Consider the following 21,450-nt stretch of genomic DNA (forward strand, 5'->3'; position numbering starts at 1 on the left):
ATTGTATGGATATTAATCTTTTTGTTCAAGAAAAAAGCCTGATGGGATCAGGCTTTTACTGTTTCGAGATCATATAAAAACGATTCCATTCTTCTTTTGTTGAATTGATACAATTTATTGCTTTCGGTTGTGGGTCTCTCCAATTCTAGTGCGTTTTCTTCTAAGGAAAGATAGCCGTTGTTATCATATTTTCGATCGTAGTACTCATAGTAATCAGTCCCGAGGTCCGTCGCATCTTTCCGTGTGAGTCCAGACCAGGATTCCTCCGCCGCTTCTTGTATGGCCCGTTTAACTTCATCGAATGCTTCCTCGGAGAATGAGAAGGTGAATCTCCAATCAGAATCCGATTCCAGGCTCCCGTGTTCCAATATCACGGCTGACTTTCGGTTTTTGATCACCAATACGTTTCCGTCTTTTGCTGTAAACCTGCGTTCTTTCATCGTCTTGTCCCCTTCCCATTTTCAACGTCCCAAGGGAGCCGCGCCAGTTCAGGAGCTGCCTCCTCGCAAAACCACCTTGCTTCTTCATCTTGCCTGTACACAACAATGGAACCCGAGAAAAATGATTCATCGTCAAACACTTTTCTTCGTTCCTCTTCGTTTAATTCATGATAGTAAAAGAATTCAAAGTCTTCTGCTGAGCACATGTCGGTCGTTTTCTCCATCAGTTCAAGGTCATCCCACAGAAACCGAGCTTCCGTCGGGGAGATCTCCCGCGGGCATGAATAAAGGCCTCCGATTTTTCGAAAACGGATAATCTCTCGTTTCATGTTTCGGATGGTTTTCTCAACATCCACTCTGTTGGATAAGCTCTGATCATGGGTTTTTTCATACAAATAGACGGGGTCGTTCAAAAAGATGTCCCGAAGAAATGCCCTGAATGCTTCTCCTCGCTTATTCCACTGATACCCGAATGTCCGATTCCCGACATTCACCCGAAAAGAACCGCGATCGTCGATCTGAAGGTGAACCTTCTGGCCTGCGATCTCCATCGTCCGTCCTTTCACAAGCGACCACTCCCTCTGTACTTTTCCCCATTGTATCAGCGATAGGTACGAGGTGTTCAATAAACGGGAAAAAACCCAAAACAAGGATCGTTTTAGGTTATCCGACTTTCTTATAAGAAGGGAGGTAAGGTTGATCCTCATCATCCCCAATAAGATCAAATTGAAGTTCTCCCTGGTCCACCAATGCGTCTAACATTGTGAATAACAGGGCATAGTTATCTTCTTCCACAGCATCCAACAGATGCGGTAATGCCACGATTCCATTCTCTGTTGTCTCAAGAATCATGCTTATCATATTCTGCTCTTTCATTATAATCGTCCTTCCTGCTTATGATGTGCCTCTCAAGATGTTACTTACTATACTATATGGCCCTCAAATGAAAAAAGAACAATAATCTTTAAAAAAATTCATAGAATAAGAAAAGGAGGGATGAACGGTGATGACAACCGATGAAGTCGTTGTGGAATTGAAGAAGGCTGGAATCACAGAGAGCAAACAGGTGGTTCTTCGATTTGTTCGGGAAGGTCGGTTACAGGGCAAGATCCTGACGAGGAAAAGGGGATATCGGTTCAAAAAAGAAGACGTGGAAACCTTTATCAGTGATTATTTTAAAGAGGACAGCTTGTCTCCGCTTCAAGAACTGGAGCGCCTGAAAGAAGAAAACAAGCAGTTAAAAGAACAGTTGGCGTACCCGAAAGAATATTGGATCGTAGAGAACAGGAGACTCGCGAAAGCCTTACAGGAACAGGAGGAAACTGTAAAAGAGCTCCGAGAGGAGCTATTCCAGGCCAGCACCATTCGTATTCAATTATAAAAAAAGCTTGCACTCCTGGAATGGGTTGGTATATACTAAATTTAACCAGATAAAACACTCTCTAGGCAAGCGTCTCCTGACGCTTGTTTTTTTTCGTTAAAAGGAACATCACTCCTTTTGGTGTAAGCATGTAAAAAGGAGTGATGTTTATGTATATAGAAGCTGGATCTGAAACGTTTTCTTTTGCCCAGCTCGGAATATTTCTGTTTCTTTATATCGGTCTTATCCTATTATCGATGATTGCGATGTTTCTCATTATTAAGAAATCAGAGCATCCACAACCCTGGCTGTGTTTTATTCCCGTTGTGAATTACACACCGATGTTAAACATTATCGGGAAATCTGGCTGGCACGTACTCTGGTTGATGGTTCCGTTTGTGAATGTATACTTTATGATCAAGTGGCTCGTCCTGTTCCACAAAGCGTACGGATTAAGCGCATGGGTAACCGTGCTATGGTTTACACCATTTATTCTTGTTGTCCTGTTATATATGGCATTTTCCCGAGACGTAGAGTATGAAGGGACCCTGTACAGCAAATAAACCATGACACACACGTCATGGTTTTTTCGTTGTTACAGGATGCTGCGATGTCTCAAGCATAAAGTCATGGATGGACGAATAACAAAGAACAGGAACCGTTGCTCCAAACGTAATGGTTTCCTCCTGCTGCTGGCTTAACGTCAAAACAGGAATCCTATCGTATTCACGGAAAAGAGAGGCCCTCATGTGCCCTCCCTCTACGAAAAGGTTAACCGTTGACCACTTTTTACTCCAGTACGTTCGGCTCATTTTTGTGCGCTGAACCTCAAGAAAATAAGGGTTCCCCTTCCACACGAAGAAAGCATCAGGGCAATAATTTCGTTTTTTCCCCTTCTTATCCGTGAAAGAAGAGCGGGGCTCGAACATGAAATCATGAAGATCATGGGACTGGGATAAAACCGTATACACATCCGCTACCGCAAGGACATGATCCACTGTTCGGGATGTCAGACGAAGGGTCGGAAAAGATACGCCGAGCATCTTTTTTCCTTTTGGAGATAAACGCCACACTTTCGTTTTGCCAAGCTCTCGGTCCTTCCCCTCCACAAGACCTTCCCTTTCAAGCCGCCTCAGACCTTCGCTGGCTCGTTTATTCGGATGTTTTGTATCTTCAAAGAGACTTGCAATATGGGTGGTGGACACAATTGGGATCGTCCCCATCATAAGTAACATTCTTCGCTCTCGTTTCTCTCGTTTCATAAGCCTCCTCCTTTAGCGGGTACTATTACCGTATGAAGAATAGGAAGAGGATATGAAAAACGGATTCCATTCCGCTGAAGGATCCCTGCCAAAACAAGGGGTGGACACGCTGTTTTCGGGGTGAATGTAATTGGTTGGAGAATCGGTGTGAAAAATAGAGGAAAAAACAGAACCATCTCTTCCCATAATCCAAGATCTCGTTGAAAACAGACCCTCTCCTATCTATGACCGAAACGTCACTTGATTACACATCGGAAGAACGCTATACTAAAAAGAAAAGGGGAAAACGCTATGTTTACGGCTACGAAAGAAAGCATCACTTCTCTGTATGACGAGGTGCTAAAAGGGAAACGAAACCGATTCCCGAGGGGGTTCTGGAAAGAAGAAGGCGGAACGAAAACAGCGATCATCCTCGTGCGCTATCTGTTTGAAGATCACTACGGGTGGGACAGGGAAGCCATTAAAGCTAACGCGAGTACAAGTTTCCTTCGGGACCATAAATTGAGCGGGCTTCTCCGATACGTGTACGGGGACGATTTCGAGCGTCTGATGAAGGACGCCTATCCAGATCTTCATCCGTGGGAGCTGAAGCGGGTTCCGAAATCATTCTGGAAAAATGAAGCCAACTGTATAGAGGCTACACGGTGGCTGATCGAGGAGCATCTCCTATGGAATGAGGAAGATGTTAAAAATCGGTTCAATAAAAACATCTTCTACGACAACGGTTTCACAGGGCTCTTAAAGTGGGGTTGGAACGGGGATACCATGAGAGCCATCCAGACCGTTTACGCCGATCGGTTCCGCCCGTGGGAATTAAAATCGATTCCTTTAACGCAGTGGCGGGAGTGTGACGGAGCAGCATCGATTCGGGAATTTGTGGAGGAAATGGGCTGGGATCACGAACAGCTGAAGCGAAACTGGCGCGTTCGTACCCTGAAACATCATCACATGTACCGTGTGGTCGTTACGGTGTTCGACCGATCCATGTGGAAAGCGATTCAGGCAGCTTTCCCTGGGGTGTTTCACCAGAGCGATTTCCCCCCTACCCGTTAAAGGTTTTTGTTCCTTTTTCAACGCACGAGGTTATTTCCCTTTATACGACTACTGGAAGAGACCTGTGAACACTGGGATACCCAGCTGTATAAGAGAAATGAAGAGGAGCAGACCTTTGACTTCGAGGGAAAACAAATTGACCCGTCCCATGCCCCCGTCAGATTGGCCGCCAACGTTTATAGAATCTACGAAGAAGCGGAAAAAACAAAGGAGAAACCTAAGTCGATTTGACTTAGGTTTCTTTACATTACGTAACTTTATTTCCATCGTTGTTCGGATTTCCATCGAATCCAGACAAAAACCTAAAAGCGAAACGTGTCCTCCACCAGATTCTCATAGGTGAAAAAGAAGTGTGGAAAAGTTTCCCCGTCCAGGTTACAGAACATCCCTTCAGCGATCCCTCTGAAATACCATTCCTGCTGATGTTTCCCGCGCTTAAACTGGGTCCATAATTCACTTCCCGTCTCATCTTCATTCTTCTTCAGATCTCTTAAATTGCTAAGTTTATCCGCTACGATAAGGGCTTTCTCATCCATAGGCGCCCCTTTGATTTTTTTCATCGTCTCCGACTTCCGCTCTTCCCATGAGAGGGTTTTATCTTCCGTATTGGCTTTCACAAGCTGCACCACCCGTTCACCAAAGCGGGTTCGTATCTCATCGAACGTTACCTCCGTGTCTTCAACCGTGTCATGCAAGTATCCCGCGATGACGACATCCTCGCTGAATCCCGCTTCTTGCAGGATGGTTGCTACTTCAGCAGGGTGTGTGAACATCGGTTCCCCGTTCACCTTTCGTACCTGACCTCTGTGCGCCTTTTCAGCAAATCTCCTTGCTTCTTCTGTCCGTTTCATCTCCATCCCTCCTCAGACTTATCCTCTTTCCTAGATGATACTGTTCATTTCCCCGTAAAAACGGATTCCCCTGCAACCCGTCACCTCCAGGATAAGGAGCGGATCTTCTGCCCTAAGGGCTCCCATTCCTTTTCTAAAAAGCGGATCCGCTCCGCTTTAGCAGGAAGGGTATGAGAGAGATCAGGTATCCATTTTCTCTCCCTTTTTTCTCAAGATTCAGGGATTCCTAGATACAATAGGGGTACAGCCAAAACAAGAGAGGAAGATGAGAATGGAAAATCGCCTGGAATTCTTACTAAAACAAATGGAGAAAGAAGCAGAGAACAAACACGATGAACTCCTGGATTTTTCAACCCTTCGTTTAAGAGAAGACGGAAGAGCCGTAGTTCAGGGTGACGTTTACGACTTGACCGATTGGGCGAGCAGTCAATTATGTAACCTGGTTGGCGTTCCGTACCGTTACTACCAGGACTGTCCAGCCAGCCTTCGCCAGCACAATGTGAACCACTGGATGGACAGGATGGATGAGGAGAACCAAAGACTGTTTCGTCTGCGCAAAGAAGGAGATGAAACTGTTATTCGAAGCATACTCAGCGAGAAATACACAAAATACGATAACCATGAAGTGCTTCATCTGGTGAACGAATATCTGAATCGTGCCAGCAACGATTATGACATCGAGGGGTGGCACCATGACGGGGATAATTTCCATTTACGCGTGGTGTTTAACGATTTATCGACTTCCATCGGGAAAACCCCTGACGGGAAAGATGACGAACACAAAGTAGGCATTCATGTTATGAACTCAGAGGTCGGGAAGTCATCGATTCGGATTATCCCGCTCGTGTATCGCCTGATCTGTTCAAACGGGTTGATGGGCATGGCACCGAACCAGGATAAAACGATATTCGCAAAGCGTCACGCGTATATCGATCATGATTCCATGGAAGAGCAGGTCGCAGCCGCTATGAGAGACGCCATCGAGATTGGAGATCATACGATTGATGTGCTCGAGAAATCAAAACAGATCATGGTGGATGATCCATATGAGGTCATTGATCGATTGGCTAAGAAAGAGAAATATTCGAAAAAAATGACGGAAGCGGTGAAAGATGCGTATCGTCACGAGAACGACGGATCCTTGTTCTACGTCGTTCAGTCGCTTACGGATGTCGCCAAAAACTACGAACATGATCGCCGTTTGGAAATTGAAACGACTGCCTCTAAATTACTTCAAAAGATGACCAAGACAGCTTAAAACCAAAAAAGAGAGGGATTCCTCTCTTTTTTCATTGGAGGTGCTCCCAAAAACTTTGTTCTTTTTTTCAGTTGAGGGGAAAACACGATAAAATAAGGTTGAAAACAAATGATGAGAGGGATGAAATATATGATTGTTATAAACTTAAATGAACAGGAAATGATTTTTTTGACAAATGCTCTAGGTGAAAAAACAGGTATGCCACGACTAAGAACACGCTCGAACAAGACTTTCAAAAATCCAAAAACCTTAAAATGGTTTCTCTAGGAGGGTATAATTCATGAGATTTACAATTCAACGCGATCAATTAATGAATAGCGTCCAAGATGTTATGAAAGCTATTTCGTCCAGAACGACAATTCCTATTCTTACAGGAATGAAAGTTGAAGCAACAGAATATGGAGTAAAACTAACTGGAAGTGACTCTGATATAACCATTGAGTCGTTCATCCCAGCAGAGGAAGATGGTGTTGTACTTGTTGAAAACATTGAACCTGGAAGTATTGTTTTACAAGCTAAGTATTTCCCAGATATCGTAAAGAAATTACCTCAACAAACTGTCGAAATTGAGGTTGATGATCACGTTAACGTAACCATTCGTTCTGGTAGTGCTGAGTTTCACTTAAATGGTCAGGACGCAGAAGAGTACCCACATCTACCGCAAATTCAAACCAACCAAAGTTTTGAAGTCCCTGTTGATTTATTAAAAGACTTAATTCGACAAACTGTTTTTGCAGTGTCAGCCTCAGAAACGCGCCCTATCTTGACAGGCGTTAACATAAAGGTAGAAAATGATGACCTTTACTTTATTGCAACAGATAGCCATCGTCTTGCATCAAGAAAGATACCAATGGGTGGAAATGTTCAGCCGTTATCATTTGAGAATGTTGTTATACCTGGAAAGAGTTTGACAGAACTGAATAAAATTCTTGATGATTCTCAAGAAACCATAGAGATTAGTGTCACAGAAAATCAAATTCTATTCCGTACTAAGCACCTATATTTCCTTTCACGCTTATTAGATGGCAATTATCCTGAAACATCTCGTTTAATTCCAGATGAAGTAAAAACAACGGTTTACATTGATACCAAAGAGCTGCTTCAATCAATTGACCGTGCTTCATTACTAGCTAAGGAAAATCGTAATAGTGTTGTTAAACTTACAACAAAAGAAAATAATCGAGTGGAAATTACAAGTAATTCTCCTGAGGTTGGTAATGTTGTAGAAGAAGTAACAGCTGAATCGTTAGAAGGAGAAGACTTGAAGATTTCCTTTAGTGCCAAGTATATGATGGATGCACTAAAAGTAGTGGATTGTGAAAAAGTTCATATTCAGTTTACTGGAGCCATGCGACCATTCTTAATCCGTCCAAATGAAAATGATCAAATACTCCAACTGATTTTACCTGTTAGAACATACTAATTTCTAAGACAAAATGTTAATAAAAAGCGAGGGTGTCATCCCTTGCTTTTCTTATGGCAAAACTCTTTACGTTACATTACCTTACATTACATTATCTTTCGCGATTCATCCCGTAAAAACACCCCATTTTCACCAAAGGATCCGATCCTCTTCCTCTTCATTGAAAAAACCATAAAGAACATAGGAGTGAATCACACCTTTTCCCTTTTTAGCGGATATTTTCCATATTTTTGGCGTACACTAGTCGTATAACCAAGCGAACAGGAGTGAGGATTATGATTAGCGAAATGCCATGTGGGTGCGCTACCAAACCGATTACGAACAAGATGGACATCCGCCGTAAACTAAAGGGCGAGCACATTCTCTTTTTTGATGATTCCAGATGCGTGGAACATGAAGACGGAACGGGAGTCAGTGGGTTTCTGATCCCTCATGAGGGGAAGTATTTTTCTCATGTCTACATCGAGAACGGGGATGAAATCGAGGAATTAGAAGGCACACTGAATCTGAAGCAAGCTCAGGAATCTCTAAATCATTATCTCGGGCATGACTTTGAACTATCCTACGGAAAAGCTTTACTAGAAAGAGAAGGCGACTCGTTTACCATCGTCTGTGGCGGAGACGCTTAGGTAGACAACGAACAGAAAAAAACACACAAAGAACATTTCGTTCTTTGTGTGTTTTTTTTATACGTTCTCTGTCGTTAATTGGTTATGCAACTCTTGTATCATTGCCTCGCAAGTTTCCATGTCTTCTAATAGATCTTTCATATGATAAGGTGCCCCGTTCTTCCCGTGTCCCGTATGATCCAACCAAAGATACGTCTCATAAGATACATCAAAATTCTCATAAGCCTCACGGATGCTATCTACTAACTCTTCTGCATCCTCCCCTTCGACGGATATGCTGAAGTCTTGGCCTGCTGGGCTGAATTTACCTAGCAAATATTCATGGTCCCCTTCTTTGTTTACGGACCATCCTAATTCTTCAATCTTTTGAATTAATTGTTCCATATTTTTATTCATTATCATGTTCCTTTCATCACCGAAACGTTTCGGTCTATTTTCAATACTTTTCACTATTATAGTTCAGGATTTATTAGGGAAAATAAGAATGCATTGTTCACCCATTCAAAGACTGAACAACATACATGGTTCGCCGCAAAGGAAAAAGCAACTGATATCCGATCAGTTGCTTTTTATGATGTTTTATGATTTATTCCTTTATCAATCCAACGTTAACGCGTAGAGAGGATATCTCCTTTTTTCCTCGCACTCGATGTTTCCAACAAGCTCAAAGGAATCGTTCAGCCATTTCATCTGCTCAACGGATAAGCCCCTGTTGTTTCCATCATCATCAAAGGCACAAAAGAACACGTCGCCTTCCGTCGTCTGCGTAGGTTTGCCCTTCGCCCGAATGACAAAATTCGGGCCCGACCCATTCTTCAACAGTTTCGCGTCCTCATTGTAAAAAGCCAAAATTCCGTGAGGCAGGTACATTTGCTCGATGTACCCTCCAACCATTTTTTGCATATTCTCAATCGTCAAGGAAACATCTCCTTGTTTCAGTGGTTCGCCAACTCGTTTTGTGACAACGCGCATCGTGATCTCCTCCAATATCTAAAGTCTCATTATCTAACCATATCGTATCACACCTTTTTCGTAGCAGGACATAATGGACGGAGAACTCTAATCATATAAATGGCTACGTTTGCATCCCAATCACGTTGTGGTACGATATAACTTCAATCAACGAACCAAGGAGTTTCAACATGTCACGTAACAAACGAGAGTCACACTATTTGCATAAACAACAAGAGTGGAAAGAGCTGTATCATTCAGGCCAGTCGTTTACAGAGATCGCCAAAAACGAAGACATTCATTATACGACGGTCCAACGCGTACTAAATGGAGTTGTCGCCCCTCGGATGAAACAAAAATTTGCTCATTACGCGAAGGAATGGGTTCGGCTTTACAATGAAGGGTGGTCCTCTTCCTCCATCGCCAAAACGTACGAAACCACAACAGGAACGGTCACGAAATACTTAAAGCAAGAAGGGGTCGAACTAGCGAGAAAAGGGCCCACTTCTAAACTGAAAAAGTACGTTCCCCAGTGGATCGAATTATACGAAAACGGTCATTCTCTTAAAGAAATAGGAGATTGGTATGGAACATACCCCCAAACCGTTCACAAGCATATCAAAGACAAAACAAGTATGAGAACCTATACAGAAACCTCTCAGCGATACGAATTAGAACAACCCGATTACTTTCAAGAAATCGATTCTCCAGAGAAAGCGTATTGGTTAGGGGTTTGGTTCAGCACAGGGTTTGTCTCCAAAGCCGTCGGAGGGTATGAGTGTACCCTGCACCTTTCTAAAAAGGATCTTCCCTTGTTAGAGCGATTCCAAGGTGTCATCGGAAGCTATAAACCCATTGAATACCGAGATTATGAAAATGGTTCTGTATCAGCAAAACTTCGCGTGCTCAACAAAAAAATGTACGAAGATTTACTAAAACAGGGGTTGCGGTCCGATAAATATGACGTAGAAAAAGTGCCTCCAATCCCAGATGAATTCTATTCGAGCTTCGCTTTGGGTTACTTTGAAGGGAAAGGTTCGTGTTTTGAAAGTTCAAGCGTCCAAAAGGGGACGCGCTATCATAAGATCGTTTTGGTTTTCTTCGGGAACCAGGTTTTTTTGCAACACCTAAAAGAAATCATCCTGAATCAAACAGGCGAAACCATGTACAGTGCCACCTATAACCCTGGTAGTTGGGGGAAAGAACAAACTTATGGGATCCGACGATCTTCAAGAGAAAGCGTGAAGAACATCATCCATTGGTTATACCGTGACGCTCACGGCATCCCAGTACACAAGGACGCAAGGCTTGTTATGAGGTCATTAGAAAGCAAAATAGGCCGTATCTAACAAAAAAGAGCCGAACATTCGGCTCTTTTTGCTATTGTCCCATTTCTTTTCGGATATAGATGTCACCTGCTTCGTCTGCCGTGATTCCAAACTTTTCAGCAGCCATACGGGCAACCAGCGGATCGTGTTTCTCAGGTACATAGTTAGCTCCGTAATCTGTTAAGAGGTCATACTGGGTTTTCATATACTCATAGACCGCCCATTCATCAGTACCTGTACTTGTTACGACAACAGGGTCTGACTTTGGTTTAAAGAAATCCCCATCCTTATCAACGGAAATGTTCGCAAAGTTCAGGCCATCCACTTCGTAATCATTCTTGCCGTTACTAAAATGGATCTTGTCTACTTCACAACTGTTCCCCGTGCCACAATTCGGATCTTCCCAATCATAGTCGGAGCGGTATAGTTCTTCAAACAGTTCATATTTTTGCTCGTCGGATAACGCCTTAAATTTTTCGTTCAGATTCGCGTATAAAGTAAGATCAATATAGGTGTTATGCTTCTGTGTATTGGCTTCCGCCCCCTCGAGAATGATGTCTGAATCAATGTAGGAACTGATTTTCGTCTCATTAAGCTGTTCCTTCATTTCTTCGAAGTACCGCTCCTTTACATCGGTCCACTTTTCTCTTCTTTCTGTTTCCTCGCACCCTGCCACACCTGCCATCAACAAAAATCCTGTGAGTATCCATTTTTTCATGTTTTGTCCTCCATTATTCTATTTCTATTAGTTTACTCCAAAAACAGGGAGGGCGGATGTTTTTTCTTCAGAAGGGGTTATTGAATCTCGAGAGAGGATATAAGAAGTGCCGTAGTGAAGGAGACCTCTTCCAAATCTTGATTTAGTGGGGCAGTTAAGCGTATGAGTAATAGGCAGAAAGGACGGATTTATATATCCTTTGTTTGTTCGGCTTTACTTTTCTCGTCTGCTTCGATACCATTAAAAAATGGAAATACTTCACAAAGGGTCTCTACGCGCACTCACCGCAAAGGATCCCTTGAAAAAGACCTTCCTCTTGTGCCGAGGAAGGTCTTTTTCGTGTAAAAATAAGTGTGGGTATTCCATTCATGAAAGGGTTGAAAATGCAGTTTCACAGTCAAACCTAAGTTCGGTTTGGTATGAGCGGAATCGTCAGCGGATACTTGTAATCCTTTCCTTCGCTGGCTTTTACAGCTGCCAGTATCGGAAACAAGATCGTTACAATATAGTAGGCTGGCAATAAGATAAACCCTGTGACCATTCCAACACCCAATGTGACGATGGTGAATACCATAAAGGCTATTCCGTATATCAGCAGACTCAGCTGAAAGTTCACGGCTTCCCGCCCGTGGTCATTGATCATCGAAGACTCTTCTTTTTTCACCAGCCAAAGCACAAGAGGTGCGACAAGCGTGATCAACGGCATAGGAATCACAAGGCCTATCATCTGAGATAGGTGCAGCATAACACTGTATTTTTTTTCATCCATGTTCATCCCTCCTTTGCATACCTATTCGCCAGGGAACACCCTTATCATTTATCTGTTTTTGAGGTCTTTCCATAATAGGTGAAAGAAACAAAAAACCACAAAGCTGCGAAGGACTTTGTGGTTTTTGACCTGCTACTTTTAAATGTTTTTGGCGTCTCCGTAATTGTTTCTGACATATTCATCAAGTTCTTCTTCTGTTTTAAATACAGGTGTTCTTGTTTCGCACTGACCGCCCCAACCAAAAGAAGCATAATAAAAACCCTGATCGTCTTCAACTTTCCTTGTTCCAACAAATAACATAAAAGCACCCTTTCGTTATGCGACATTTTTTCCTCTTTTTTGGATCATTTGCTGGAAGTCATTGTGCCTTTCATAGCGATCCATTCACATTTTCTACGTCAACATATCGCGTCGTTCCTTCTGTTTCTTCTTCGTGAAAGGTATACAAAGGAGAGTGAGGAAATAAGGTCTCAAACTCGTCGCGGTACCCTTCATAAGCAATGGTATCTCTATCCAGGTCGTCATACCACTTCAACGCCAGTTTATGATACGAAAACCATAACGGTGAAATATCCTCATGTTTCGGAATCTTGAAAGAAAGGTAATGGTGTTCGCCATCCGTATATTCCTTCAGAAGTTTGCCTCGGATGGATTTCACACACGCTTTTACTTCTTCTACCCCTTCTCCCCTATGAAACCAGCAATCGTATCTTCTGTCATAGTCTTCAACAGGTTTTTCGTAGTACACCTTTCGGATGAGTTCTTTTTGGAATGCTCTCTCTTCCATTTCAAAGCCCGTGATACGGATGAGCTCCTGCGCACCGACCGCTTCCTCCGTTAGCCAGCATTCACCCGACACATCAGCATCTGGCACATACCCCTTTTCAATGATTTCCCCGTTGCTTATGACGGATGATTCGTTGACCCCGTGGAAGGAGTAGACATACATAAGGTAAGGGATGAATTTCATTCGCTGGTCGATCAAATAGTGGACGGCATCTTCTGGGATCCCATTCAAACAACCTTCTATATGAGGGGCTACGCAGATTCTAGGAATCGTACGATTCTCCTCCTTTAAGATGCTTTTCGGAACAACTGGTGTGAACACCTTTTCACCTTTCTCGTTCGTTTGTTCGTTTTCTTTGCATTCAACGTGACTGATATGAAATAAGCGATTCACTGTTTTCACATCCATCTTTCCTTTCCGTCGATACTAAGGCCTTTTCTACTATCTGTATTCTAACATCCTTTCGTTCTGTTCGTTCAAAATGATGGACCATGTCCACCGATCCCGTAAAAGACAGACTTGTTTTTTGCAAACAGCAATAAAGAGAGGCGTTTCGCCTCTCTTTACAGTTCAATTGTTTTTTCTCCGTTAAGGAAATGTTCCGTCGAAAAATGCAGGACCGCCTCCGACAGCCCCTGATCCGATAAGGGTGCGTTTGAAGCGATTACAAATTCCGCGTGACCCCCTTCAATCATGTGAGGGACCGATACCTTTTTGGTGCGCATGAAATGCATCCCTCTGTTCTCCATTTCCTCGAAAAATGGTTTGAATCGTTCTTCATTCATGTGACTCTTCGGATGTTTGATAAAACAGCTGACCATTTGTTCCATATGATAAACCCCTCTCTTTTTGGTATACGATACTTTATGTAGAGGGTTGATTGAATATGATGCCAGGTTTCACAATCAAAAAATGTTCCTATATTTGGAATCCTTATTGACAAGAACCCCAACCATCCGATAAACTAGACGTACATGTTTCCCTTGTTCTATTGATCAATGCCTTATATGGACAGGCTTGGCAAGAACGAAAAGAGGTCTCCCCTTATATGCGCCTGGGGAGGCTTTTTTTGACATTATTCACTAAGAACGGTACCATGTAGTCATCATGTTTGTCATTCTATATTTGAGGCCTCCTTCTCTCAGGAAGGGGGCCTTTTTTTCATGAAAACAGGATAACAGACCCGATATATCCGATTCCCATTCCCAAAACAAAAGCACTTACAGCCCATATCACTACCTTCTTCAATGGTTCATCCCTCCTTCACCTCTGCCTTTCTCGAAAACCTCTTCTCTTCCTCCGCGGGAAGGAGTACGATAAGGAAACGAAAAAAGGAATGATTCCCATGCCACAACCTCTCGCGTATCGCATGCGCCCCACCCATATTGATCATCTTATTGGTCAGTCTCATATCATTGGAAAGGGAACGGCCCTTTATCATATGATTTCAAAAGGTCATGTTCCGTCCCTCCTTCTGTACGGAGAACCTGGCATTGGCAAAACAAGCATCGCCAGCGCCATTGCAGGTACCATCGATGCCCCATTTGTTTTGTTGAATGCCACCACAACAGGAAAAAAAGATATTGAAAGAGCCGTTAAAGAAGCAGAAAAAACAGAAGGCCCCTTTATCCTTGCTGTTGATGAAGTTCACCGATTCACAAAGGTGCAGCAGGATGCCCTTCTTCCTCATTTAGAAAGTGGCCTGATCACCTTAATCGCGATGACCACAGAAAACCCGTATCATAGTGTTGTACCAGCCATCAGGTCCCGTTGTTCGATGATCAAACAACTGAAACGGCTGACAGAGATTGATGTAACAGAGGCCTTAAAACGCGCTTTGACGGATCGTGAAAAGGGGGTCGGAGAAATGGATCTGAAAATCAGTGATGAGGTATTATCCAAAATCGCATCAGGAACGAACGGAGATGTACGTTCTTCCTTAAATGTGTTAGAAGCCGCATCATTTGCTTCCGTTGACGGAGAGATCCAGGAAAAAACGATCCATGAGTTTTTAAAAGGAAAAGGGTTTTCTCATGACAGGGACGGAGACGGTCATTACAATGTGTTATCCGCCTTCCAGAAGTCGATTCGGGGAAGTGATGTGGATGCGAGTCTTCATTATTTGGCCCGACTGATTCAAGCGGGAGATGACACGAGTATCATCCGTCGACTCAAAGTCATTGCATTTGAGGATATCGGTATTGCCTCAAAAGAAACCGTGAGTTTTGTGTGCCACGCCTGTGATTCTGTTCGTGAGCTCGGGTTTCCAGAAGCTCGGATTCCTTTAGCGAATGCGGTCGTCTCCCTTTGCCTCGCACCAAAATCCAATTCCTCTTACGTGGCGCTTGATCACGCGCTCGCTGATGTGGAGAATGGAAATGTTGGGGAAATCCCGATGCACTTAAGGGATGCTCATTACGCAAGTGCCAAAAAACTCGGTCACGGAGAAGGGTATCGATATCCACATGACAGCCAAGTAGGATCGTTTGGAGGCTGGGTCAGACAAGATTACTTACCCGAAACGTTATCAAATCGGCAGTATTATCACCCAAAGAAGGCTGGTGACGAGGCCAAAATGGCTGCCATTCATGAAAAGTTAAAAGGAGCTCAGCATGGAAGAAACGGATGAAAAGAATGATGCGTGTGATTGGTGCAGGAGAGATAAGGTGCACCAAAAATAGATTCATCTTTTACCTTTCTTCCCCTTAAACCTGCTACACTATATGAAACAACTGGAGAGGAAGATGATGATGGAAGCACTCGTTCACAAACTGCACCCAAACCGATTCACGTATCTCTTGAATTCAATGGGAGAGGAAACAGGGCATGCCCCGATCCCATCTAATGTGCATGATTGGTATGACAATCTTGTGATGGACACAGGATTGCTCCAATACCTCGTTCGTTTCGGAGAAACGTATGGCATGCTTGTTTTAGATGAAGTGGATCATGTTGACACGGATACCTGGAAGGAAACGAAAGACGGGTACTCAAAGGAATGGCAAGCTATGGATGAAGTCGAGGTTGGCGATCATTTGGAAAAGGTTTCGTCCGACCTGTCAGAACGTGTAACAGCCCCTGTTTATCTTGGTCTTTATACAGGGATTTATGGGAAGCACGAAGTAGCTCTTTTCTTCCCGCAGGGCACCGAGAAAGACATCTATAAAAAAGACGTTCAACAATTTGAAAAGACCGAATTAACCCTGTAACCATCACATTTGTGATGGTTTTTCTTTATCTCTATTCTACTATAAAAATAGCAATAGTTTAATAACCTGGGTTCAAATCCACGCTATAATAGCAGGGCATCAGAGACCTTCAACGAGGAGGACGAATTCATGAATAATGGAATACAGGCCTATTTTGACACCACAGCTAAGGTGGAAGTGTTACGAGAATGGAATGAACGTATTGAAAACGGAACCCTTTCAGGTAAGGAGAAAGGGGAAGCTCACAAGGTTTATCGGGAGCTCGTCGGGATCTCAGCTGATCTCCGAGAGAGCGAAGAGTGGAAACAGTATATGAAAGTGATTCACGATATTGAGCAATCGGAGTTTTCTACGATATCTGAATCCTGTTCCCTCGCAAAAGAATTGGTATCTTCCATAAAGGGATGTCCTGCATTTGACCTGATTTCCGATATCAGAAGAGTGAAAGACTGGTATGCTGTGTTGTATAAAGGAAAAAAAAGGGTGATGAAAGAAACAAAAGAAAAGTCTATTTCATCGGAGGAGTTTTCCTGCGTCGAAACGTTCCAAACGTTCCAAGAGAAAATGAGCACGCTCCTTCTTGAAATGGACACGACGGTACAGAATCTGTATGAAGACATTCAAGGGGAACTAGACGCATGCAAACATCAGTTTTACGACACCAATGAGGAACTCGCATGGGTGGAGCAACACTTGTGCGAACAGCCCTGTAACGCCGTCACAACCTATTACGCGATCTCCTATTACCGAGAACTTCGCCAACGACGCCGAGCCATTAAAACCAAGCGTCATTTGCTGAAAAGAATCAATCACTATGAATACAAAGGATCCAACGATTCCCTCCGCGATGAACTTCAAAAATTCAGCAAATTTACTTCTTTCCAAATCTCCAATCAGAAGAAGAATGAACACAAAATCTTTCAGCCCCCCACCAAAAAACCCAAAACGTTGCCATCAAAAAATAACCAAGACTATAACAATCGAAAAATCGCTCAGTGATGAGCGATTTTTTTCATAGGAGAGCTAACGGATGTTGATTCGTATCCCTTCTGACCGAATGATTTCGACTTCTTCAACAGAGGGGTTCCCTTTGTATAAACCAGGATCAACCGACTCAGGGGCATCGGAATACGGCACATCCGTCATAAATTCCATCAGCGTTTGGAAAATTTCCAAAAATTCGTTCATGGGATCAGCTCCCTTTTCTTAGATTGGAAAGATCATAAACCATTCGCCAGAAAAAGCAAGAACTTTTCCGTAGAGAACCCAACCAGCCTGCTATAATAGAAGCAGCAACAGGATAAACCACTTTACACTAACCATAACGGGAGGAATCAGGATGCTTGTTATAAAGGAAAACACGAGGCGTTTGACGGATGCCTTGAAAACGGTGAGTGGAAAAAGAAAGCACGCGAAATTGATCCTGTTACGAGAAGAAATAAACGCCCAGCGTCGACTCCTGGTGGATGTGGCAGGGGCCACCCCAACAGATTGGCTCAAAAAACTACGTTTTCATTTCAACGACATGACGGATCAGATTCAAGAAGCATTAAACGAGGAGAATCTTTCCTCCCTCCTGGTTGAAAAAGCAAGAAGCGAAATAAACAAATAACAAGAAGAGAGGAAGATAGTTATGGAGAGTTTAAAAAAAAATTAACGTTACCTTCGCACTCCATGGAACAATAAAGCTAAATGTTTCAAAGAAAGACTTGGAAGAAGCTCAAACAAAAGAGTTTGGAGTAGAAGAGCTATTAAAAGAAATGCTTATGCAAACATCTGATCAAGATTTACTTCATATCGTTACAAATGAGGGGAATGGCATGGATGGAGATCAAATAGAAGTGGCTTATGCAGAATCAGATGATCAAGTCCTTATTGATTAATTAAAGAAATTACCTCGGGCTGCATACAAGGATTTACAGGAAACACGAAGTAGCACTCTTTTTCCATACGGGACAAAAGAACAGGTATACGAAGGAGACATTCAACAATTCGAAGAAACGGATAACACGCGTTAACCATCACAGTCGTGATGGTTTTTCTTTATCCCCTCTCCTTTTTCCATTCATTGTCTCTTACAATAAGGAAAATCTTATAAGAAGAGGTGTTCCTATGGGAATTGGATTGCTGTGGTTACTAGCAGGGATTGGGTTAACGGTATTTGGAGGACTGATGGGTTCTTCCTTCTATGTCAGTGAACAAAAACGAGGGGCTAGCATTTTATTTGGAGTCGGTGTGATCGGGGTAATGGGGATCATAGGTGCATTCGTGGTCGATGGAGCCTCTTACGCTGGGTCTGAACGCCTCTATTCGGACACGGTCTATTCTAAACGTCTCGTTGAGGATAAGAAGATTGAGGTCACGTTCAAGGATGAGGAGGGCAACAGAAGAACCGTTGAAGTCCCCTTATCTTCTGTGGAGTGGGGTGAAAAAATGGAGTTCGTTTATCAGAAGAACGAACGGTTATTCGGACCCCGAAAGATGGATGTGCTGGTGTTAAACCCTGATGGGAACGAAAGCTTACACCAAAAACTTACGAATCCCTAATCCAAAAAAGGGTTAAAAAAAAGGCATATCTCTTCTTTATGACCTACAATGGGAGTAGAAAGAATTCCATGAGTAAAGGAGACAGAAATATGATTTATGTAACGGAAGAAGTTATGAATTCGTTTGTAAATGACATCGAAACGTTTTTTAAAGCACGTTTAAAAGAAACTCCCCTCCCTTCAGCGGTGGATGAAAAACAAGAAAACGTTGCTTCCTTTTTTGAAGGATTGGATGACTATCCAGAAGAACAGCAAGAACTGATGAAAGAAATTGTATTTTGGGCAGCTGCTGATGCTGTGGAAGAGTTTGCGAATGAATTCCTGCATACGCAATTTGGTGTGGAGTACGATGATGAAAAAATAAGAAACAACGAAAGAGAAGGCGTGTTTTCCCACGACGGCGAACAGGTTCTGACACTTCTTTTTCAATCGAACGTTCTGTATCAATTCAGACTTTCCCCATATCTTTTGCGAGACGATGAAGCGTTAATGAGAAAGTTGCAACAATTGGCTGAAGAGATCGAGCAGGAGTACAAAAGAAAAGCTTCATAAATACCTAATAAAAGCCGCAGCTTGCGGCTTTTATTATAGAAATCAGCAATAACACGCTCGACAAATTCTACATATCCATCCCTTTTTCTCATTTCAGGATTATAATGGAATTATCAAACAAAAAAGGGATGATGATGGTGAGAATCGGAATCTTGTTGGGGTTGTTGATCTTTATCATGGTAGGGTGCAGTGAAAAGGAAGAACTGGATGAGGCGGTGCTGAACGACACGATCGAAGGGCTTATTGATGATACGGATCTTTCTCCTTACGTCCTTGGAGTTCGTGCGGAACTGGAGGCCATTCCCTTCGAGAAGTATGTGTTCTACGATATTACCCTGAACCTTGATGTGAAAGAGGAATTTGATACCCTGGAGCCTCGACGCCAATACGACCTCATCACAAAGGCAGGTTTGCGCTTGGATCAGGAGGGGCCCAAAATGGAGTGCGGAGGCCCTATATGCGAGATTGTGCAAATGAACGTGTCTACCGATCAACATACGTATGGAGCGTTATGGTCGGATACCGATATGATTACGGATTATATATACGCAGATGAAGAGCCCATGTACAGGGTTCATTTAGAAGAAGAGGAAGAGGAAACCGATTACGGTGTTACGGAATCAGGGGTGGATAAAGCAAGCGTATACGAGTACATGCGATTCGGTTATGAAACCCTGATTGAGGAAGATGGAGGATATGATCCTGACATCCACGACCCGTTACTTGCCAAAATGGCGGCAGAACGATACGGCATATCCCCAGAAGAAGCTGGTGAGATTTATGAAGAGGTTGAAATGAAGAAAGCGTCCCAACAATAAAAAGCTCTCCTTAGGGAGAGCTTTTTTTACAGGAGTGTGTGCAGCCGATCCTGACAGATTTCGTGATACGTTTTTGAAATCTCGAATCCGCAATATTGTCGGTTATTCTGTTTCGCCATTTTAGCGACTGTTCCACTTCCCATAAACGGATCAAAGACGATGTCGCCTTCATTGGACCAGGAGAGGATGTGATCCTCCGCCAGACGTTCTGGGAAAATGGCAGGATGTTTGGAACCAAATGGATCTTTCGAGGATTTCCCGCATCCTGTCGGGATGCGCCAGATGTTGAAACGAACCCCGTATTCCTGAAGAAGGTTTTGTTTGTTGTGACGTTTTTTCTCCCCTTCAGCCGTTCGATACGAGCCTTTAATATGCTTCTTTCCGTTGTACCATTTGTTTTTACGGTCCCGTATCGGGTTAAACGTTTTCGGTTTCCCTTTTGACAGAATGAACATGTACTCAAAAACCTGATAGTACCGTGTTTTGTCAGGGAAAGAGATGCTGTCTTTCTCATAAATCATCGTGTCATGAAGACGAAACCCGATGTCTTTAAAATGGAGCGCCTGTCTGAACGAGGTTCCTGATTCCGAACCCTTGTGCGTCTGGTCTCCGACCACCCACACGACAATGCCACCAGGTTTTGTGATGCGGTAGAGTTCGCTTGCAACCCCCTCGAAATCGAAGGAGTATCCATCATAGGTACGCAAGTCATCGTAGGGCGGTGACGTCACCGTTAAATCAATGCTTTCATCCTCAATATGTTGCTGCATGCCCGTTACACAATCACAGTTATAAATGGTATTCTCTCTCATAAGAATCCCTCAGTTCCGTATCAGAGTCCGATAACGGAATAGGCAGGAATCTTTCGTTTCCTTCTTGCGGCTACTTTTCCCGATGACGGGAGATCAGCAGAGGAGCGGCCTCAATGGACTCACAGGCTCCTTTCACACCTTTAATAAGGAAAGATTCTTATGAGAAAAGGGTATTGGTTGTACATCCTTATCCCACCTTTATTTTCGATTGTTTCCCCTTTATTATATAGGGAAATTGTGGGTTTGCGAGCCAAAAAACGTCCTTTTAAAGCAGAAAAAACTAAGATCTCCAAGAATGACATAAGGGAAACAATAAAAAAACATAACAACTGTCTAGTCGTTATGTTTAAAAATGCACAACGTTACGTTTAACGTCTTTCTTTCGTTTGCTTTTCAAGTTCTGCCATGTCATTATGAGAAAATTTCCATTCGTCACCGATGCACATCCCTACATAGTCATACCTCTCATCTTTCTCTGTGAAATATACTTGGAATGCCTTTCCTGTAAAAATCATCTCATTCCCATCTTGATCAATGAAAACATCGCCTCTGTTAATTCGATTCACTTCTGCTAGTTTCCACAATTCCGAGTTAGATATCATTTTATTCTCTCCTCAAATATGACGCAACATGTTTATGGCGTTTTTTTATCAGTTTATTATACCTTTTCATGAAATCTAATGC

Annotated in this window: 30 protein-coding genes; 15 read left to right on the plus strand and 15 right to left on the minus strand. The window is 43.0% G+C overall.

The window, feature by feature from the left end:
• Window positions 1-47: 47 nt before the first annotated feature.
• From IMZ31_RS20040 to IMZ31_RS20050, 3 genes are all read right to left on the minus strand, one after another.
• Window positions 48-440, minus strand: coding sequence for a hypothetical protein (locus tag IMZ31_RS20040; protein WP_207531304.1), 393 nt, complete (start codon window positions 438-440; stop codon window positions 48-50).
• Window positions 437-1,006, minus strand: coding sequence for a phiTE_072 family protein (locus IMZ31_RS20045; protein WP_207531305.1), 570 nt, complete (start codon window positions 1,004-1,006; stop codon window positions 437-439). The genes IMZ31_RS20040 and IMZ31_RS20045 overlap by 4 nt, the downstream gene beginning before the upstream one ends.
• Before the next feature lie 97 nt (window positions 1,007-1,103).
• Window positions 1,104-1,316: a hypothetical protein gene (locus IMZ31_RS20050; RefSeq protein ID WP_207531306.1), complete on the minus strand. Its 213-nt coding sequence runs from the start codon at window positions 1,314-1,316 to the stop codon at window positions 1,104-1,106.
• A gap of 127 nt (window positions 1,317-1,443) precedes the next feature.
• Here IMZ31_RS20050 and IMZ31_RS20055 point away from each other — a divergent pair, with 127 nt between their 5' ends.
• Complete coding sequence (locus IMZ31_RS20055; RefSeq protein WP_207531307.1) at window positions 1,444-1,821, plus strand: hypothetical protein; 378 nt, start codon at window positions 1,444-1,446, stop codon at window positions 1,819-1,821.
• Window positions 1,822-1,970: 149 nt separating this feature from the next.
• Window positions 1,971-2,363 carry a DUF5684 domain-containing protein gene (locus tag IMZ31_RS20060; RefSeq protein WP_207531308.1) on the plus strand — a complete coding sequence of 131 codons (393 nt, stop codon included), beginning with the start codon at window positions 1,971-1,973 and terminating at the stop codon, window positions 2,361-2,363.
• 15 nt (window positions 2,364-2,378) lie between these two features.
• Here the strand turns inward: IMZ31_RS20060 and IMZ31_RS20065 are convergent, their stop codons facing one another.
• Window positions 2,379-3,062 (minus strand): replication-relaxation family protein, encoded by a 684-nt coding sequence (locus IMZ31_RS20065; RefSeq protein WP_207531309.1) that lies wholly within the window; start codon window positions 3,060-3,062, stop codon window positions 2,379-2,381.
• 291 nt (window positions 3,063-3,353) lie between these two features.
• On the opposite strand from IMZ31_RS20065, the gene IMZ31_RS20070 reads away from it, so the two are divergent.
• Window positions 3,354-4,115: a DUF4046 domain-containing protein gene (locus IMZ31_RS20070; RefSeq protein ID WP_207531310.1), complete on the plus strand. Its 762-nt coding sequence runs from the start codon at window positions 3,354-3,356 to the stop codon at window positions 4,113-4,115.
• A gap of 302 nt (window positions 4,116-4,417) precedes the next feature.
• Here IMZ31_RS20070 and IMZ31_RS20075 read toward each other — a convergent pair whose 3' ends face one another.
• Window positions 4,418-4,966: an HD domain-containing protein gene (locus IMZ31_RS20075; protein WP_207531311.1), complete on the minus strand. Its 549-nt coding sequence runs from the start codon at window positions 4,964-4,966 to the stop codon at window positions 4,418-4,420.
• 271 nt (window positions 4,967-5,237) lie between these two features.
• On the opposite strand from IMZ31_RS20075, the gene IMZ31_RS20080 reads away from it, so the two are divergent.
• The 3 genes from IMZ31_RS20080 (at window position 5,238) to IMZ31_RS20090 (ending at window position 8,276) form a co-directional block, all read left to right on the plus strand.
• Window positions 5,238-6,224, plus strand: coding sequence for a DUF932 domain-containing protein (locus IMZ31_RS20080; RefSeq protein ID WP_207531312.1), 987 nt, complete (start codon window positions 5,238-5,240; stop codon window positions 6,222-6,224).
• Window positions 6,225-6,504: 280 nt separating this feature from the next.
• Window positions 6,505-7,647, plus strand: coding sequence for a DNA polymerase III subunit beta (gene dnaN / locus IMZ31_RS20085; RefSeq protein ID WP_207531313.1), 1,143 nt, complete (start codon window positions 6,505-6,507; stop codon window positions 7,645-7,647).
• Between the two features lie 275 nt (window positions 7,648-7,922).
• Entirely contained in the window at window positions 7,923-8,276 is a 354-nt protein-coding gene (locus IMZ31_RS20090; RefSeq protein ID WP_207531314.1) for a hypothetical protein, read from the plus strand.
• Between the two features lie 57 nt (window positions 8,277-8,333).
• On the opposite strand, the gene IMZ31_RS20095 is transcribed toward IMZ31_RS20090, so the two are convergent.
• Together IMZ31_RS20095 and IMZ31_RS20100 are read right to left on the minus strand one after the other, a co-directional pair.
• On the minus strand, window positions 8,334-8,672 hold the full coding sequence (locus IMZ31_RS20095; protein ID WP_242705753.1) for a hypothetical protein: 339 nt from the start codon (window positions 8,670-8,672) through the stop codon (window positions 8,334-8,336).
• A gap of 201 nt (window positions 8,673-8,873) precedes the next feature.
• Window positions 8,874-9,248, minus strand: a complete 375-nt coding sequence (locus IMZ31_RS20100) for a DUF3846 domain-containing protein (RefSeq protein WP_207531315.1) — start codon at window positions 9,246-9,248, stop codon at window positions 8,874-8,876.
• Between the two features lie 170 nt (window positions 9,249-9,418).
• Here IMZ31_RS20100 and IMZ31_RS20105 point away from each other — a divergent pair, with 170 nt between their 5' ends.
• Window positions 9,419-10,576, plus strand: a complete 1,158-nt coding sequence (locus tag IMZ31_RS20105) for a hypothetical protein (RefSeq protein ID WP_207531316.1) — start codon at window positions 9,419-9,421, stop codon at window positions 10,574-10,576.
• A 31-nt stretch (window positions 10,577-10,607) separates the two neighbouring features.
• Here the strand turns inward: IMZ31_RS20105 and IMZ31_RS20110 are convergent, their stop codons facing one another.
• The 5 genes from IMZ31_RS20110 to IMZ31_RS20130 form a co-directional block, all read right to left on the minus strand.
• A complete protein-coding gene (locus tag IMZ31_RS20110; protein ID WP_207531317.1) occupies window positions 10,608-11,273 on the minus strand; it encodes a hypothetical protein in 666 nt (221 codons plus the stop codon).
• Window positions 11,274-11,676: 403 nt separating this feature from the next.
• Window positions 11,677-12,042: a DUF4870 domain-containing protein gene (locus tag IMZ31_RS20115; RefSeq protein WP_207531318.1), complete on the minus strand. Its 366-nt coding sequence runs from the start codon at window positions 12,040-12,042 to the stop codon at window positions 11,677-11,679.
• A 138-nt stretch (window positions 12,043-12,180) separates the two neighbouring features.
• On the minus strand, window positions 12,181-12,342 hold the full coding sequence (locus tag IMZ31_RS20120; protein ID WP_207531319.1) for a hypothetical protein: 162 nt from the start codon (window positions 12,340-12,342) through the stop codon (window positions 12,181-12,183).
• Between the two features lie 70 nt (window positions 12,343-12,412).
• Entirely contained in the window at window positions 12,413-13,231 is an 819-nt protein-coding gene (locus IMZ31_RS20125; RefSeq protein WP_207531320.1) for a hypothetical protein, read from the minus strand.
• Between the two features lie 161 nt (window positions 13,232-13,392).
• A complete protein-coding gene (locus IMZ31_RS20130; protein WP_207531321.1) occupies window positions 13,393-13,659 on the minus strand; it encodes a hypothetical protein in 267 nt (88 codons plus the stop codon).
• A gap of 506 nt (window positions 13,660-14,165) precedes the next feature.
• Here IMZ31_RS20130 and IMZ31_RS20135 point away from each other — a divergent pair.
• From IMZ31_RS20135 to IMZ31_RS20145, 3 genes are all read left to right on the plus strand, one after another.
• On the plus strand, window positions 14,166-15,458 hold the full coding sequence (locus IMZ31_RS20135; protein WP_207531322.1) for a replication-associated recombination protein A: 1,293 nt from the start codon (window positions 14,166-14,168) through the stop codon (window positions 15,456-15,458).
• 118 nt (window positions 15,459-15,576) lie between these two features.
• Window positions 15,577-16,038, plus strand: coding sequence for a hypothetical protein (locus IMZ31_RS20140; protein ID WP_207531323.1), 462 nt, complete (start codon window positions 15,577-15,579; stop codon window positions 16,036-16,038).
• A 129-nt stretch (window positions 16,039-16,167) separates the two neighbouring features.
• Complete coding sequence (locus tag IMZ31_RS20145) at window positions 16,168-17,037, plus strand: hypothetical protein (protein WP_207531324.1); 870 nt, start codon at window positions 16,168-16,170, stop codon at window positions 17,035-17,037.
• Window positions 17,038-17,061: 24 nt separating this feature from the next.
• Here the strand turns inward: IMZ31_RS20145 and IMZ31_RS20150 are convergent, their stop codons facing one another.
• Window positions 17,062-17,226 carry a hypothetical protein gene (locus tag IMZ31_RS20150; RefSeq protein WP_207531325.1) on the minus strand — a complete coding sequence of 55 codons (165 nt, stop codon included), beginning with the start codon at window positions 17,224-17,226 and terminating at the stop codon, window positions 17,062-17,064.
• A 151-nt stretch (window positions 17,227-17,377) separates the two neighbouring features.
• Here IMZ31_RS20150 and IMZ31_RS20155 point away from each other — a divergent pair, with 151 nt between their 5' ends.
• The 5 genes from IMZ31_RS20155 to IMZ31_RS20175 all read left to right on the plus strand — a co-directional run bounded on the left by IMZ31_RS20155 (window position 17,378) and on the right by IMZ31_RS20175 (window position 19,954).
• A complete protein-coding gene (locus tag IMZ31_RS20155) occupies window positions 17,378-17,650 on the plus strand; it encodes a hypothetical protein (protein WP_207531326.1) in 273 nt (90 codons plus the stop codon).
• A 97-nt stretch (window positions 17,651-17,747) separates the two neighbouring features.
• Window positions 17,748-17,921: a hypothetical protein gene (locus IMZ31_RS20160; protein ID WP_207531327.1), complete on the plus strand. Its 174-nt coding sequence runs from the start codon at window positions 17,748-17,750 to the stop codon at window positions 17,919-17,921.
• Window positions 17,922-18,150: 229 nt separating this feature from the next.
• Window positions 18,151-18,585 carry a hypothetical protein gene (locus tag IMZ31_RS20165; protein ID WP_207531328.1) on the plus strand — a complete coding sequence of 145 codons (435 nt, stop codon included), beginning with the start codon at window positions 18,151-18,153 and terminating at the stop codon, window positions 18,583-18,585.
• An 89-nt stretch (window positions 18,586-18,674) separates the two neighbouring features.
• Window positions 18,675-19,136 carry a hypothetical protein gene (locus IMZ31_RS20170; protein WP_207531329.1) on the plus strand — a complete coding sequence of 154 codons (462 nt, stop codon included), beginning with the start codon at window positions 18,675-18,677 and terminating at the stop codon, window positions 19,134-19,136.
• A 104-nt stretch (window positions 19,137-19,240) separates the two neighbouring features.
• Window positions 19,241-19,954 carry a hypothetical protein gene (locus IMZ31_RS20175; RefSeq protein ID WP_207531330.1) on the plus strand — a complete coding sequence of 238 codons (714 nt, stop codon included), beginning with the start codon at window positions 19,241-19,243 and terminating at the stop codon, window positions 19,952-19,954.
• Window positions 19,955-19,980: 26 nt separating this feature from the next.
• Here IMZ31_RS20175 and IMZ31_RS20180 read toward each other — a convergent pair whose 3' ends face one another.
• Complete coding sequence (locus IMZ31_RS20180; RefSeq protein WP_207531331.1) at window positions 19,981-20,766, minus strand: DNA-methyltransferase; 786 nt, start codon at window positions 20,764-20,766, stop codon at window positions 19,981-19,983.
• A 368-nt stretch (window positions 20,767-21,134) separates the two neighbouring features.
• A complete protein-coding gene (locus tag IMZ31_RS20185) occupies window positions 21,135-21,368 on the minus strand; it encodes a hypothetical protein (RefSeq protein ID WP_207531332.1) in 234 nt (77 codons plus the stop codon).
• Between the last annotated feature and the right edge of the window lie 82 nt (window positions 21,369-21,450).

This window comes from Pontibacillus sp. ALD_SL1 (genome assembly GCF_017355605.1).

What these genes read in the sequence shown, in the direction of transcription:
- IMZ31_RS20040 (WP_207531304.1), bottom strand. Translation starts at nt 440, where the DNA reads ATGAAAGAACGCAGGTTTACAGCAAAAGACGGAAACGTATTGGTGATC.
- IMZ31_RS20050 (WP_207531306.1), bottom strand. Translation starts at nt 1,316, where the DNA reads ATGAAAGAGCAGAATATGATAAGCATGATTCTTGAGACAACAGAGAAT.
- IMZ31_RS20060 (WP_207531308.1), top strand. Translation starts at nt 1,971, where the DNA reads ATGTATATAGAAGCTGGATCTGAAACGTTTTCTTTTGCCCAGCTCGGA.
- IMZ31_RS20065 (WP_207531309.1), bottom strand. Translation starts at nt 3,062, where the DNA reads ATGAAACGAGAGAAACGAGAGCGAAGAATGTTACTTATGATGGGGACG.
- IMZ31_RS20070 (WP_207531310.1), top strand. Translation starts at nt 3,354, where the DNA reads ATGTTTACGGCTACGAAAGAAAGCATCACTTCTCTGTATGACGAGGTG.
- IMZ31_RS20075 (WP_207531311.1), bottom strand. Translation starts at nt 4,966, where the DNA reads ATGAAACGGACAGAAGAAGCAAGGAGATTTGCTGAAAAGGCGCACAGA.
- IMZ31_RS20080 (WP_207531312.1), top strand. Translation starts at nt 5,238, where the DNA reads ATGGAAAATCGCCTGGAATTCTTACTAAAACAAATGGAGAAAGAAGCA.
- dnaN (WP_207531313.1), top strand. Translation starts at nt 6,505, where the DNA reads ATGAGATTTACAATTCAACGCGATCAATTAATGAATAGCGTCCAAGAT.
- IMZ31_RS20090 (WP_207531314.1), top strand. Translation starts at nt 7,923, where the DNA reads ATGATTAGCGAAATGCCATGTGGGTGCGCTACCAAACCGATTACGAAC.
- IMZ31_RS20095 (WP_242705753.1), bottom strand. Translation starts at nt 8,672, where the DNA reads ATGAATAAAAATATGGAACAATTAATTCAAAAGATTGAAGAATTAGGA.
- IMZ31_RS20100 (WP_207531315.1), bottom strand. Translation starts at nt 9,248, where the DNA reads ATGCGCGTTGTCACAAAACGAGTTGGCGAACCACTGAAACAAGGAGAT.
- IMZ31_RS20105 (WP_207531316.1), top strand. Translation starts at nt 9,419, where the DNA reads ATGTCACGTAACAAACGAGAGTCACACTATTTGCATAAACAACAAGAG.
- IMZ31_RS20110 (WP_207531317.1), bottom strand. Translation starts at nt 11,273, where the DNA reads ATGAAAAAATGGATACTCACAGGATTTTTGTTGATGGCAGGTGTGGCA.
- IMZ31_RS20115 (WP_207531318.1), bottom strand. Translation starts at nt 12,042, where the DNA reads ATGGATGAAAAAAAATACAGTGTTATGCTGCACCTATCTCAGATGATA.
- IMZ31_RS20120 (WP_207531319.1), bottom strand. Translation starts at nt 12,342, where the DNA reads ATGTTATTTGTTGGAACAAGGAAAGTTGAAGACGATCAGGGTTTTTAT.
- IMZ31_RS20130 (WP_207531321.1), bottom strand. Translation starts at nt 13,659, where the DNA reads ATGGAACAAATGGTCAGCTGTTTTATCAAACATCCGAAGAGTCACATG.
- IMZ31_RS20135 (WP_207531322.1), top strand. Translation starts at nt 14,166, where the DNA reads ATGATTCCCATGCCACAACCTCTCGCGTATCGCATGCGCCCCACCCAT.
- IMZ31_RS20140 (WP_207531323.1), top strand. Translation starts at nt 15,577, where the DNA reads ATGATGGAAGCACTCGTTCACAAACTGCACCCAAACCGATTCACGTAT.
- IMZ31_RS20145 (WP_207531324.1), top strand. Translation starts at nt 16,168, where the DNA reads ATGAATAATGGAATACAGGCCTATTTTGACACCACAGCTAAGGTGGAA.
- IMZ31_RS20150 (WP_207531325.1), bottom strand. Translation starts at nt 17,226, where the DNA reads ATGAACGAATTTTTGGAAATTTTCCAAACGCTGATGGAATTTATGACG.
- IMZ31_RS20155 (WP_207531326.1), top strand. Translation starts at nt 17,378, where the DNA reads ATGCTTGTTATAAAGGAAAACACGAGGCGTTTGACGGATGCCTTGAAA.
- IMZ31_RS20165 (WP_207531328.1), top strand. Translation starts at nt 18,151, where the DNA reads ATGGGAATTGGATTGCTGTGGTTACTAGCAGGGATTGGGTTAACGGTA.
- IMZ31_RS20170 (WP_207531329.1), top strand. Translation starts at nt 18,675, where the DNA reads ATGATTTATGTAACGGAAGAAGTTATGAATTCGTTTGTAAATGACATC.
- IMZ31_RS20175 (WP_207531330.1), top strand. Translation starts at nt 19,241, where the DNA reads ATGGAATTATCAAACAAAAAAGGGATGATGATGGTGAGAATCGGAATC.
- IMZ31_RS20180 (WP_207531331.1), bottom strand. Translation starts at nt 20,766, where the DNA reads ATGAGAGAGAATACCATTTATAACTGTGATTGTGTAACGGGCATGCAG.
- IMZ31_RS20185 (WP_207531332.1), bottom strand. Translation starts at nt 21,368, where the DNA reads ATGATATCTAACTCGGAATTGTGGAAACTAGCAGAAGTGAATCGAATT.